Source organism: Phytohabitans sp. LZ39 (genome assembly GCF_059359075.1).
On the sequence record NZ_JCADBM010000025.1, the window covers coordinates 81,712 to 94,013 of the forward strand.

General features: G+C 71.8%; 10 protein-coding genes. 4 read left to right on the forward strand and 6 right to left on the reverse strand.

Annotated features, from left to right (window positions below; translation table 11 throughout):
• Window positions 1-63: 63 nt before the first annotated feature.
• A complete protein-coding gene (locus tag AC5L36_RS36635; protein WP_441223393.1) occupies window positions 64-2,142 on the forward strand; it encodes a SpoIIE family protein phosphatase in 2,079 nt (692 codons plus the stop codon).
• 54 nt (window positions 2,143-2,196) lie between these two features.
• Here the strand turns inward: AC5L36_RS36635 and AC5L36_RS36640 are convergent, their stop codons facing one another.
• Both AC5L36_RS36640 and AC5L36_RS36645 read right to left on the reverse strand, forming a co-directional pair.
• Window positions 2,197-2,640: a YciI family protein gene (locus AC5L36_RS36640; RefSeq protein WP_441223394.1), complete on the reverse strand. Its 444-nt coding sequence runs from the start codon at window positions 2,638-2,640 to the stop codon at window positions 2,197-2,199.
• A 73-nt stretch (window positions 2,641-2,713) separates the two neighbouring features.
• Window positions 2,714-3,994, reverse strand: a complete 1,281-nt coding sequence (locus AC5L36_RS36645; protein ID WP_441223395.1) for an FAD-binding oxidoreductase — start codon at window positions 3,992-3,994, stop codon at window positions 2,714-2,716.
• A gap of 66 nt (window positions 3,995-4,060) precedes the next feature.
• Between AC5L36_RS36645 and AC5L36_RS36650 the strand changes: the two genes are divergently transcribed.
• Window positions 4,061-6,148 carry a S9 family peptidase gene (locus tag AC5L36_RS36650; RefSeq protein WP_441223396.1) on the forward strand — a complete coding sequence of 696 codons (2,088 nt, stop codon included), beginning with the start codon at window positions 4,061-4,063 and terminating at the stop codon, window positions 6,146-6,148.
• Window positions 6,149-6,207: 59 nt separating this feature from the next.
• On the opposite strand, the gene AC5L36_RS36655 is transcribed toward AC5L36_RS36650, so the two are convergent.
• Together AC5L36_RS36655 and AC5L36_RS36660 are read right to left on the reverse strand one after the other, a co-directional pair.
• Window positions 6,208-7,017 carry an Ldh family oxidoreductase gene (locus AC5L36_RS36655; protein ID WP_441223397.1) on the reverse strand — a complete coding sequence of 270 codons (810 nt, stop codon included), beginning with the start codon at window positions 7,015-7,017 and terminating at the stop codon, window positions 6,208-6,210.
• A gap of 101 nt (window positions 7,018-7,118) precedes the next feature.
• Entirely contained in the window at window positions 7,119-8,060 is a 942-nt protein-coding gene (locus tag AC5L36_RS36660) for a threonine ammonia-lyase (RefSeq protein WP_441223398.1), read from the reverse strand.
• A gap of 65 nt (window positions 8,061-8,125) precedes the next feature.
• Here AC5L36_RS36660 and AC5L36_RS36665 point away from each other — a divergent pair, with 65 nt between their 5' ends.
• Window positions 8,126-8,665 (forward strand): DUF4352 domain-containing protein, encoded by a 540-nt coding sequence (locus tag AC5L36_RS36665; RefSeq protein ID WP_441223399.1) that lies wholly within the window; start codon window positions 8,126-8,128, stop codon window positions 8,663-8,665.
• Between the two features lie 61 nt (window positions 8,666-8,726).
• A complete protein-coding gene (locus AC5L36_RS36670) occupies window positions 8,727-9,086 on the forward strand; it encodes an STAS domain-containing protein (RefSeq protein ID WP_441223400.1) in 360 nt (119 codons plus the stop codon).
• A 10-nt stretch (window positions 9,087-9,096) separates the two neighbouring features.
• On the opposite strand, the gene AC5L36_RS36675 is transcribed toward AC5L36_RS36670, so the two are convergent.
• Both AC5L36_RS36675 and glpK read right to left on the reverse strand, forming a co-directional pair.
• Window positions 9,097-10,785, reverse strand: a complete 1,689-nt coding sequence (locus tag AC5L36_RS36675) for a glycerol-3-phosphate dehydrogenase/oxidase (RefSeq protein ID WP_441223401.1) — start codon at window positions 10,783-10,785, stop codon at window positions 9,097-9,099.
• Window positions 10,782-12,296, reverse strand: a complete 1,515-nt coding sequence (gene glpK, locus AC5L36_RS36680; protein ID WP_441223402.1) for a glycerol kinase GlpK — start codon at window positions 12,294-12,296, stop codon at window positions 10,782-10,784. The genes AC5L36_RS36675 and glpK overlap by 4 nt, the downstream gene beginning before the upstream one ends.
• Between the last annotated feature and the right edge of the window lie 6 nt (window positions 12,297-12,302).

Consider the following 12,302-nt stretch of genomic DNA (forward strand, 5'->3'; position numbering starts at 1 on the left):
CGTGGTGTGCGGCAGATGCGAGCGCGCGAAGCGGGAGTCGTGAGGCTACGGGCCTTAGCCACGATGGCGGACCGACGCCGCTTGGATGAACCCGGTCGGTCGGTAGAGGATGCAAGCGTGTCAGCGGAGGTCAGCGGGTCTTACCCGGCGGCGGAACACGTCCGGCGCGTCAGGCTGCCCGCCGACCGGCGAACGCCGGCCGCGGCGCGTGCGGTCGTGCGGTCGGTACTCGCCGAGGCAGACCTCGATGAGCTGCTCAACGAGGCGTTGCTGCTGACCACCGAGCTCTCCACCAACGCGGTGGTGCATGCCGGCACGGAGCTGGACATCGAGGTCATCGCGGGTCCTACCGGCCTGATGGTCACGGTCACGGACTACGAGGCCAGCCCGGCGGAGAGCCTGACAGCCGGCCCGCGCAACAACGAGATAGACATCTCGGACGTATCGGAACGCGGCCGCGGGCTGCTGCTGGTCGACCACTTCGCCAGCCGGTGGGGCACGACACACATGCCGACCGGCAAGGGCGTGTGGTTTCGGCTCGACCGCAAAGACGTGCCACCCGTGGGCTTGCTCCCGGAGGCACCCGCGCCGACCGCCGGTGCCATCACGGCGCTGCTCCAGATCGCGCCCGAGGCGCACGCCGAAGACGCGCTCGCCGACTTCGCCGCCCACCTGCTGTCTCGGGTGTCCGAGCTGGTGGGCGCCGCCGGCGGTGCGGTCCGCCTCGACCGGGGCGAGGGCGGCGGGGCGCAGCTGCTCGCCCGGTACGGCCGCCAGCCGCGCCCCGGCGCCCAGCTGCTGCGGGTGCCGCTCAACGTCAACCGGCCGTACTCCGGGGAGCTGGAGCTCGATGTCGCGCCCTCCGGGTACGCCGGGCCGCTCGCCGGGCTGGCCGCCGAGCGCCTCGCCCTGCACCTGGAAAACGACCGCCTGCGCCGGGCCGACATGCGCCGCCAGACCTGGCTGACGTTTCTCGCCGAGGCGAGCGAGCTGCTCGCCCAGTCGCTCGACGTCAACCTCACGCTCGCGCTCATCCCGCAGCTCGTCGTGCCCCGGCTCGGGCAGTGGTGCGCGGTGCACACCACCGACGAGTGGGGCCGCCTTCAGCTCGCCGCCGCCACCCACGCGGACGAGTCGGCCCTGCCGCAGGTACACGAGATGTTCCAGGAAAGCGGGCCGGAGTCGCCGATCGCGCGGCTGCGCGAGGCGTCCCGCAGCGGCTCGCAAGTGCCGCTCGGCCCGCCGCTGGAAGGTTTCGCCGTGCCGCTGGCCGCGCGGGGGCAGCGCCTCGGCACGCTCTCCGTCGGCCGGCACCAGCGGCACCGGCATGACGCCGAAGAGATCGCGATCCTCGAAGACGTCGCCCGCCGGGCCGCGCTCGCCGTCGACAACGCCCGCATCCACGGGGAACGCCGCAAGGTCGCGCACACCCTCCAGCAGTCGCTGCTGCCGCCGGTGCTGCCGGTGGTCAAGGGCATCGGCTTCGCCGCCGAGTACGTGCCGACCGGCGACGCGGCCGAGGTGGGCGGCGACTTCTACGACGTCGTACCGCTGCCGGACGAGCGGTGGCTCGTGGTCGTCGGCGACGTCTCCGGCAAGGGCGTGCAGGCGGCCGCCGTCACCGGGTTGGTACGCGACGTGATCCGGGTGCTCGTCCGCGACGGCAAGCCGCTGCCGGAGGCGCTCGGCCGGCTCAACGACACGCTCGTCGAGCGGGGCGGCGGGCGATACTGCACGCTCGCGCTCGCCGCGGTCGGCCGTGGCGACGGCGACCAGCTCGACGTCGCGCTGCACCTGGCCGGCCACGACCGGCCGGTGCTGGTGCGGGCCAACGGGCGCGCCTCGTTCGTCGGCACCGGTGGCACCGCGCTCGGCCTGCTCGACACGATCGCCACGCCGGTCGCCACCGTGCCGCTCAGCCCCGGGGACGCGCTCGTCTTCTACACCGACGGCGTCACCGAGCGGCGACGCGGGCGCGAGCTGTTCGGCCCGGAGCGGCTGCGCGACACGGTGGCGCCGCTGGCCGGCTACTCCGCCGACATCGTTGCCGCGCGCGTCCGCTCCGCCACGATGGGCTTTTCCGTGGAGGATCCCCGCGACGACATCGCCATCCTGGTCCTGCGCAACGATCCCGAGAGCTGACTTTCGACGGCGGCCCGACGCCTGCGCACCGGGCCGCCGCCACGCGTGTCGCCGTTACAGGCCGGGGATCTGCTCCCTGAGCCGGCGGTCCCGCTCGCGCTGCTCGTCGGTCACGTTGACGAGCTCGTCGGTCTCGCCGACCTGGCGTACCTCGATGACACCCTCGACGCCGGGCGGGACCGCGACCTCGATCGGGCAGCGGGAGGCCCACTCGATGGCTTCCTCCTTGGACCGCACCTGGATCAGGTAGAAGCCGGCGATCAGCTCCTTGGCCTCGGCGAACGGGCCGTCGACCACGGAGCGCTTGCCGTCCTTGTAGACCACCCGGGCGCCGGCCGAGCTCGGGTAGAGCCCCTCGGCGGCGAGCAGGACACCGGCCTTGGCCAGGTCTTCGTTGTACTTCAGCATCGCGCCGACGACCTCCTCCGGCGGCTGGGTGATCGCCTCGCCGTCTTCCGGCGCTGGCGGGTCGCCCTTGAGAAGCAGCATGAATCGCATCGTTCGACTCCCTCGTTCGTTCGTAGCACCTTGGCTTACCAACGCGTCGAACGAAGCGCACGCCAATCGACACTCAGACGCCGAAAAATTTGCCAGGGGCGAGACGGCCGGCCGGGTCGAAGCGGTCCTTGACCCGGCGCACGAGGTCTGGGCTGGCCATCGGCCCCCACATGTCGACGGTGTCGCGGATGTGGGGCGGCGCGGTGACCACGACGCACGAGCCGGCGCGGGCGAGCAGCACCCCGCGCACGGCCTCCAGCACGGCGGCGACCCGGTCGGGGTGGGCGTCGCCGGGCAGCGACGCGTGGATCACGCCGGTGCCAGCCGAGCCGCGCACGGGCACGGCCGCGCCCGCGGCGTCGCGGATCGCGTAGATGGCCGCGTGCAGGTCGGCCGCGGGCACGGTGACCCGCAGCGCGACGTCGTCGGGGCCAAACGGGTAGCGCCCCCACCAGGGCGGTGGCTCGGAGCGGATCGAGGAGTCGCCACCGAGCATGTCGGCGATCTTGGTGGACCGCTCGAGCACCTCACCTGGCTCGCCCTCCAGCAGCACCGCGAGCGTGCCGGGACCGCGTGGCGCGCGCTGGCGGGGCACCAGTATCGGCCGGCTGGCCGGGAGGTCGAGCTCGACGGCGGCGGTCTGCACCCGGCTCCGGAGCACGCCACGCACCAGGTCATACAACTCCAGGGGAGTCCAGACCGAGCGCCGCACCCAGGCCCGGGAGGCCGGCTCGGGCAGCACCTTGACGGTGGCCGCGACGATCACGCCGAGCGCCCCCGACGACCCGCACAGCAGCCGGCCGACGCCCCGGTCGGGCGCGCCCTCAGCGGCCCGACCGCCCGAGTGGGTCAGGATGCCGGTGGCGCTGACGTAGCTCACGCCGGCGAGCTGGTCGGCGACCGAGCCGTAGCGGTGGGCCAGCGGGCCGGCCTCGTCGGCGGCGATGACGCCGCCGATCGTGGCGCCGATCGACGGGCCGTCGAGCGCCAGCCGCCAGCCGCCCCGGGCGAGCGCCGACTGCGCGGCCCGCAGCGGTGTGCCGGCGCCGATCTCGGCGACGCCCTCGGTGGGCGCGTGGTGCCACACGCCGGCCAGCCGGCCGGTGTCGAGCAGCAGGTCGGCGCGGGTAGGCCGGGCACCCCAGTCGAGCTTGGTGGCGGCACCGCGGGCCACCACGGCCAGGTCGTGCTCGACGGCGAGACGCACGATGGCCGCGACGCCGTCGATCGTGGGTGGTGCGGCGACCCAGCTGGCGGGGGTGCCGCCGACGGTGTCGGCCGGACCGGCGAGGCGCGCGAAGCGCATGCCGCAGATGTCGACGAGGCTCCGGAAGAGGGCTCCCCGCGACGTCATCGAACAAGTGTACGAAGACCACCACGCTCACGCCAGCCCTCATGACGCCCGGTAACGTGGTCGGACGTGACGACCGAAACCGCCGCGACCCCACCGGTCGCCAAGCGCGTCCCCGCCGAACGCACCCACCACGGCGACACCGTCGTGGACGAGTACGCGTGGCTCGCCGCCAAGGACGACCCGGAAACGATCGCGTACCTCAAGGCGGAGAACGCCTTCACCGAGGCGGCGACGGCACACCTCAAGGGCCTGCGCGAGACGCTCTTCGAGGAGACCAAGCGGCGCACCAAGGAGACCGACCTTTCGGTGCCCACCCGCAAGGGCGACCACTGGTATTACACGCGCACGGTCGAGGGCCAGCAGTACGGCATCCACTGCCGGCGGGCGGTGCGCGACGGCGAGACCGAGCCACCATCCACTGAGGACGGCACCCCGCTCGACGGCGAAGAGGCGCTGCTCGACGGCAACGCGCTCGCCGAGGGGCACGACTTCTTCTCGCTCGGCACGTTCGACATCAGCTCCGACGGGCGGTGGCTGGCCTACTCCACCGACTTCGCCGGCGACGAGCGCTTCACCCTGCGGGTCAAGGACCTGAGCACCGGCGAGGTGCTGGCCGACGAGGTGCCCGGCACGTTCTACGGCAGCGCCTGGTCCGCGGACGGCTCCACGCTCTTCTACCTCACCGTCGACGAGGCCTGGCGGCCGTACCGGGTGTGGCGGCACGCGGTCGGCACCGCCGCCAGCGACGACGTGATCGTGTACGAAGAGGCCGACGAGCGCTTCTGGGTCGGCGTCGAGCTGACCCGCTCGGAGAAGTTCATCGTGATCGACGCGCACAGCAAGATCACGAGCGAGGTGCGGGTGATCCCGGCCGGCAACCCGACCGGCGAGCCGGCGATCGTCGCGCCGCGCCGCCAGGGCGTCGAGTACTCGGTGGAGCACCACGGCCACCGTTTCCTGATCCTGCACAACGACGGCGCCGAAGACTTCGAGCTCGCGTACACGTCGGCCGACGCGCCCGGCGACTGGGCCACGCTGATCCCGCACTCGCCGGGCACCCGGCTGGAGGGCGTCGACGCGTTCGCCAACCACCTCGTCGTCTCGCTCCGCAAAGACGGCCTGACCGGCCTGCGCGTGCTGCCGGTGGGGTCGACGGACACGTACGACATCGACTTCCCCGAGCCGATCTACAGCGTGGGCCTGGACGCCAACCCGGAGTACGGCACGTCCACCGTGCGGCTCAACTACGCCTCGTTCGTCACGCCCGAGTCGGTCTACGACTACGACCTCGTTACCCGCACCATGGTGCTGCGCAAGCAGAAGCCGGTGCTCGGCGAGTTCGACCCGGCGGCGTACGAGCAGCACCGCGACTGGGCACTGGCCGACGACGGCACCCGCGTGCCGATCTCGCTGGTCTGCCGCGCCGGCACGCCCAAGGACGGCACCGCGCCCGCCGTCATCTACGGGTACGGCTCGTACGAGGCGAGCATGGACCCCTGGTTTTCCATCCCCCGCCTGTCCCTGCTGGACCGTGGCGTGATCTTCGCGGTCGCACACATCCGCGGCGGCGGCGAGCTCGGCCGCCGGTGGTACGAAGAGGGCAAGCTACTCGCCAAGAAGAACACGTTCACCGACTTCGTGGCCTGCGCCCGCCACCTCGTCAAGGCGGGCTGGACCGCCACCGACCGGCTGGTCGCCCGCGGCGGCTCGGCGGGTGGCCTGCTGATGGGCGCGGTGGCCAATCTGGCGCCGGACGCGTTCGCCGGCGTGGTCGCGCAGGTCCCGTTCGTCGACGCGCTCAACTCCATCCTCGACCCGTCGCTGCCGCTGACCGTCACCGAGTGGGAGGAGTGGGGCAACCCGCTCGACGACCCCGAGGTGTACGCGTACATGAAGTCGTACACGCCGTACGAGAACGTGGCCGCGGTGGACTATCCCGCGATCCTGGCGGTGACGAGCCTCAACGACACCCGGGTGCTCTACCACGAGCCGGCCAAGTGGATCGCCCGCCTGCGCGCCACCGCACCGGCTGGCGAGTACCTGCTGAAGACCGAGATGGGTGCCGGTCACGGCGGCCCGAGCGGCCGGTACGACGCCTGGAAGGAAGAAGCCTTCGTGGCGGCGTGGATCCTGGACCGCCTGGGCGTCGCCTAATAACCCACCTCCAAGATGGGGCTAGCCATTCGTCGGCGACTGAGGCGGCGTCCCTAGCGTCACGGATGGCGGGCGGGGCCGCCCGGCAGGGCGGCCAGCTCCGACCAGAGGGCGTCGTCGACTGGGATGCCGTCGCGGATGTGGGTGGCGCGGGTCGCGGCCTCGGCCTCGCCGGGCACGGCCATCGGCACGGCTGTCGCGACCAGCAGCGCGCAGAGCCGCTCCGCGTGCTGCCGAAACTCGTCGACCGGCCGAAACGCCCCCACGTCGATCGCGACGATGACTGTCCCGCCGGGCTGGTCCGGTCCGGACGTCGCGGGCTGAAACGCGCCGGAGAGCAGGCCGCCGATCACCTCGACCATGAAGGCCAGACCAGCGTCCGCCGCCACCTCGGCGACCAGGGGTGGCCGGCCGCCCGCGCGTGGCGCCGCCCAGGTGAGCGGCCGCGCGTGGCGCAGGGCGAGGCCCACCGCGCCCTCGGTGGCGAGAGTCCGCACGTACGCGCCGAGCCGGCCCACGTCGCCGCAGTTGCCGATCGTGGCGCTGGCTACGCCGTACTGCCGGGCGAGCCGGCGCACGTGCTCGACCGCCGCGCGTAAAGCTAGCTCGCCGAAACCGCGCTGGCCGTCCACCACGGCGGCCGCGGCGCGCACGCCGCCCAAGCGGGGGACGGCTTTGGGGTCGAGTGTGCCGGCTCTGATCGATGCCAGGTAGGGCACGAGGCGGCGCACGCCGAACTCTTCGTGTCCGGCCAGGTCGGCCTCGACCAGGGCGGCGGCCACGATCTCGGCGCCCGCGCGCGTCGCGCCGGCCGCCAGCAGCACCTTTGTGGCGATCGCGACCAGGTCGTGGGCGTGGACCACCGTCATGCATCCCTCCGGGCAGCCGCGTTCCACCGGACGGAACACACACATCCATAGAGCTGTGTCACATTATGGGCGTCGGCGCGGAAGCCGTAAACCCGGACAGGTCACGATATGGCGGCTATCAACAGTTGTGGATCGACGTTGCCGCCGGAGACCACCGCGACCGTACGCCCCGCCGGAAGTTCGGCGGCGTGGAAGAGGCGGGCGGCCGCCGCCACGGCGCCGGTGGGCTCGACCACCAGGCGGGTTTCCCGGACGATCTGGGCCATCGCGGCGCGGATCTCGTCTTCGGTGACAGTGACGATGCGGTCCAGGCGCTCGCGCAGGTGGGCGAAGGTCAGCTCGGAGAGGTTGGTCCGCACGCCGTCCGCGATCGTGCGGTAGGTCAGCTCGGTCGGCCAGGTCACCAGCTCGCCCTTGGCCAGCGACTCCTGGGCGTCGGCGGCGAGCTCGGGCTCCACGCCGATCACCTTGGCGTGCGGCAGCAGCGCGGTGATGGCGGTCGACACGCCCGCGCCGAGGCCGCCGCCGCCGACCGTCACCAGCACCACGTCGACGTCCGGCATGTCCTCGGCGATCTCCAGCCCGATCGTGCCCTGGCCGGCGATGACGTCCCGGTGGTCGAACGGCGGGATCAGCGCCAGCCCGTCCTTCGCCGCGCGCTCCTGGGCGGCGTCGAGGCGCTCGGGCGGCGGCACCAGCACCACCTCGGCGCCGAACGCCCGTACCTGCTCGACCTTGACCGCCGGCGCGACGTCCGGGATCACGACGACGCAGGCCGCGCCGGCGCGGCGGGCGGCGTACGCGAGCGCCTGCCCGTGGTTCCCCGAGGAATGGGTGATCACGCCACGGGCCCGCTGCTCGGCGCTGAGCCGGGCCACCGCGTTGGTGGCGCCGCGGAGCTTGAACGAGCCGACCGGCTGGAGGCTCTCGGGCTTGAGCCACAGCTCGTCGTCCCAGCGGGCGGGCAGGAGCGGCGTGCGGACGGTCACGCCGGCGATGTTGCGGGCGGCGGCGCGGACGTCGTCCAGGGAGATCAGCTGCATGGGGTCAAGCGTGCCTTATCAGGAAGCCGACCCAAGAACATCGGACAAAAGCCTAGAATCACCCAATGGGAGAGCGTGGAGCACGTACCGCGGTGTTGCTCGGCGCCGCCATCGTGCTTCTCTCGCTGTGCGGCTGCGCGGGAGTGGTGGCCGCGACGGTGACCTGGGGCGACGACATGTACCGCCGGCTCACCCAAGACCGCGGCGACACGGTGGCGGTCGGTGAGGCCGGGCGGGACGGCGCGTTCGAGTTCACCGTCAACCGGATCGACTGCGGCGTCGCCCAGATCGGTGACTCGTTCGTCAACCAGACCGCGGTCGGGCAGTTCTGCCTCACCGAGCTGACCGTGCGCAACGCGGGCAACCGCCCCGCCACGTTCGCCGACGCGCTCCAGCGGGCGTACGGGCCGGACGGCGACCGCTACGCCGCGGACAGCGCGGCCGGGATCCTGGCCAATTCGGAGCAGCAGCTCTTCCAAAACCAGATCAACCCTGGTAACCGAGTGACTGGCGTGGTGGTATACGACATACCACGCGACAGTCACATCGCCGAGCTGGAACTGCACGAGTCCGAACACACGGCCGGCCTCCGGGTGAGGGCCTAGGCCCCTCTCCTGCGCGCGGAACGCAGGAGGAGTACCTTCGTCCCCGTACGGGAGGTAGCGAATGTCCTTGACGGTGAGTACGGTTCAACACGGTGACGTGGTCGTCGTGACGGTTGCTGGCGAGCTTGACATGGGCACGGCGCCACAGCTCCAGGACCAGATCACTGATCTGCTCGACAAGGGGCGGAGCCGGCTCGTGTTCGACCTTGCCGACCTCTCCTTCTGCGACTCGACCGGCCTGTCGGTCTTCGTCCGCGCCAAGAACAACTGCGACGAGGCCGGCGGCATCTTCCGCCTCGCCGCACCACAGCGCGGCGTGCTGCGGATCCTCGAGGTCAGCGGCCTGGTCGAGGTGCTGGAGACCTACCCGACGGTCGAGGAGGCGCGGACGGCGGGCGCCGCCGCACCCGCCGCCGACTGACCTTCCCGCATCAGGTGACCTTGAGGCGTTCGGCGTCCGCCGCCTCGTCGTCCTCCTGCTCCTGCGAGGCCCGTTCCGCGCGCACCCGTGCGTGGTAGTGCTCGACCTCCTGGTCGACCCGATCCGGAGACCACCCCAGCACGCCGGCCATCAGCTCCGCGGCGGGCCGCGCCGCCGCGTCTCCACGGTCAAAGACCTCGATCGAGATCCGGGTACGGCGGGTGAGCACGTCCTCCAGCCGCAGTGCCCCCTCGTGGCTGGCCGCGTACACGACCTCGGCGCGCAGGTAGTCGTCCGCGCCCTCCAGCGGCTCGCCGAGCTTGTGATCCATGTCGATCAGGTCGAAGACCTCGTCGGCCAGCGTGCCGTACCGGCTGAGCAGGTGCTCGACCCGCGCCACGTGCAGGCCGTGCTTGGTCGCGAGCGCGCGGCGCTGGTTCCACCGCGCGGCGAAGCCGTCGGCGCCGACGAGCGGGATCTTGTCGGTCACCGACCGCGGGGCTCCCCCACCCATCCCGTCGACCGCGGCGTCCACCGCATCCGCCGCCATCACCCGGTACGTGGTGAACTTGCCCCCGGCCACCACCACCAGACCAGGCGACGGGCTGCCCACCACGTGCTCGCGGGACAGCTTCGAGGTCAGCTCCGACTCACCGGCCAGCAGCGGGCGGAGTCCCGCGTACACGCCCTGCACGTCCTCCCGCGTGACCGGGGTGACCAGCACCCGGTTGACGTGTTCGAGCAGGTAGTCGATGTCCTTGCGGGTCGCCGCCGGGTGCGCCTTGTCCAGGTGCCAGTCGGTGTCGGTCGTCCCGATGATCCAGTGCCGGCCCCACGGGATCACGAAGAGCACGCTCTTCTCGGTTCGCAGGATGATCCCCGTGGAGGAGCGGATGCGGTCGCGTGGCACCACCAGGTGGATGCCCTTGGACGCCCGCACGTGAAACTGCCCCCGCTCGCCGACGAGCGCCTGCGTGTCGTCGGTCCAGACGCCGGTCGCGTTGATCACCTGGCGGGCGCGCACCTCGATCTCGCGCCCGTGCTCCTGGTCGACCACCTGGACGCCGGAGATCCGGTCTCCCTCCCGCAGGAAGCCGGTCACGCTGGCCCGGGAGGCGACGTGCGCGCCGTACCCGGCGGCGGTCCGCACCAGGAACTCCGTGAACCGCGCGTCGTCGACCTGCGCGTCGTAGTACCTGAGCGCCCCGACGAGCGAGTCCTTGCGCAGGCCGGGCGCCACCCGCAGCGCGCCCCGGCGGGTCAGGTGCCGGTGCCGGGGCAGGCCGCGCGCGTTGCCACTGGAGAAACCGAGCGTGTCGTAGAGCAGCACGCCGGCGCCCGCGTACACGCGCTCCCAAGCGTGGTGTTGGAGCGGATAGAGGAACGGGACCGGCCGCACCAGATGCGGGGCGAGGCGCTGAAGGAGCAGCCCACGCTCCCGCAGCGCCTCCCGCACCAGCGCGAAGTCGAGCATCTCCAGGTAGCGCAGGCCACCGTGGATCAGCTTGCTGGATCGGCTGGATGTGCCGCTGGCCCAGTCGCGAGCTTCGAGCAGGCCGACGGAGAGGCCGCGGGTGACGGCGTCCAGCGCGGCGCCCGCGCCGACCACACCGCCACCCACAACCACGACGTCCAGCTCGCGCCCGTCGCCCATGGCGTCAAGCGCCCGCGTCCGGGCCTGTGGCGAGAGCTGGCTCATACGTCCACCCAGTCCAGGGTCCGCTGTACCGCTTTCTTCCACTTGGCGTACCCCTCGTCGCGCTGCTCGTCCGACCAGGTCGGCGACCAGCGCTCGCTCTCGTTCCAGTTCTGGCGCAGCTCGTCGGTGTTCTTCCAGAAGCCGGTGGCGAGGCCCGCCGCGTAGGCGGCGCCGAGCGCGGTCGTCTCCGCCACCACCGGGCGGCTCACCGGCACGCCGAGGATGTCCGCCTGGAGCTGCATGCACAGCTTGTTGGCGGTGACGCCACCGTCCACTTTGAGCACGTCGAGGTGAACGCCGGAGTCCTGCTCCATCGCCACCGCGACGTCCCGGCTCTGGTAGCAGATCGCCTCGAGCGTGGCGCGGGCCAGGTGGGCGTTGGTGTTGTACCGGGAGAGACCGACGATCGCGCCACGCGCGTCGGAACGCCAGTACGGTGCGAACAGGCCGGAGAAGGCGGGTACGAAGTAGACGCCCCCGTTGTCCTCCACCTGCGCGGCGAGCGACTCGCTCTGCGCCGCGCCGCTGATGATGCCCAGCTGGTCGCGCAGCCACTGCACGGCGGAGCCGGTCACCGCGATCGAGCCCTCCAGCGCGTACACGGCCGGCGCGTCGCCGAGCTTGTAGCACACGGTGGTGAGCAGGCCGGACTTCGAGCGCACGAGCGACGTACCCGTGTTGAGGAGCATGAAGTTGCCCGTGCCGTAGGTGTTCTTCGCCTCGCCCTCGGCGAAGCAGACCTGGCCGACCGTCGCCGCCTGCTGGTCACCGAGGTCCGCGGTGAGCGCCACCTCGCCGCCGAGCGGGCCGTTGGCGAGCGTCACGCCGTACCGGTTGGGATCGGACGAGGGGCGGATCTCCGGGAGCATCGCCCGCGGGATGTTGAAGAACGAGAGCAGTTCGTCGTCCCAGTCGAGCGTCTCGAGGTTCATCAGCATGGTCCGGCTGGCGTTGGTGACGTCGGTGATGTGCACGCCGCCGTCGACCCCGCCGGTGAGGTTCCAGAGCAGCCAGGTGTCGGTGTTACCGAAGATCGCCTCGCCGCTCTCCGCCGCCGCGCGCACCCCGTCGACGTTCTCCAGGATCCACTGGATCTTGCCGCCGGAGAAGTAGGTGGCCGGTGGCAGGCCGGCCTTCTGCCGGATCACGTCACCCCGCCCGTCGCGGTCGAGTGCCGCGGCGATCTGGTCGGTGCGCGTGTCCTGCCAGACGATCGCGTTGTAGTAGGGCCGGCCGGTGCGCCTGTTCCACACCACGGAGGTCTCGCGCTGGTTGGTGATGCCGAGGGCGGCCAGGTCGGTGGCACTGAGCCCGCGCTGGTTCATCGCGGTGCGGACGACCGCCGTGGTGCGCTCCCAGATCTCCAGCGGGTTGTGCTCGACCCAGCCGGCCTTCGGCAGGATCTGCTCGTGCTCCAGCTGGTGGATGCCCTTCACGTTGCCGCCGTGGTCGAAGATCATGAATCTCGTACTTGTCGTGCCCTGGTCCACCGCACCGACGAAGTCAGCCATTCTCGT

Coding starts and splice junctions, on each gene's coding strand:
- AC5L36_RS36635 (WP_441223393.1), top strand. CDS start 64: ATGGCGGACCGACGCCGCTTGGATGAACCCGGTCGGTCGGTAGAGGAT.
- AC5L36_RS36640 (WP_441223394.1), bottom strand. CDS start 2,640: ATGCGATTCATGCTGCTTCTCAAGGGCGACCCGCCAGCGCCGGAAGAC.
- AC5L36_RS36645 (WP_441223395.1), bottom strand. CDS start 3,994: ATGACGTCGCGGGGAGCCCTCTTCCGGAGCCTCGTCGACATCTGCGGC.
- AC5L36_RS36655 (WP_441223397.1), bottom strand. CDS start 7,017: ATGACGGTGGTCCACGCCCACGACCTGGTCGCGATCGCCACAAAGGTG.
- AC5L36_RS36660 (WP_441223398.1), bottom strand. CDS start 8,060: ATGCAGCTGATCTCCCTGGACGACGTCCGCGCCGCCGCCCGCAACATC.
- AC5L36_RS36665 (WP_441223399.1), top strand. CDS start 8,126: ATGGGAGAGCGTGGAGCACGTACCGCGGTGTTGCTCGGCGCCGCCATC.
- AC5L36_RS36670 (WP_441223400.1), top strand. CDS start 8,727: ATGTCCTTGACGGTGAGTACGGTTCAACACGGTGACGTGGTCGTCGTG.
- AC5L36_RS36675 (WP_441223401.1), bottom strand. CDS start 10,785: ATGAGCCAGCTCTCGCCACAGGCCCGGACGCGGGCGCTTGACGCCATG.
- glpK (WP_441223402.1), bottom strand. CDS start 12,296: ATGGCTGACTTCGTCGGTGCGGTGGACCAGGGCACGACAAGTACGAGA.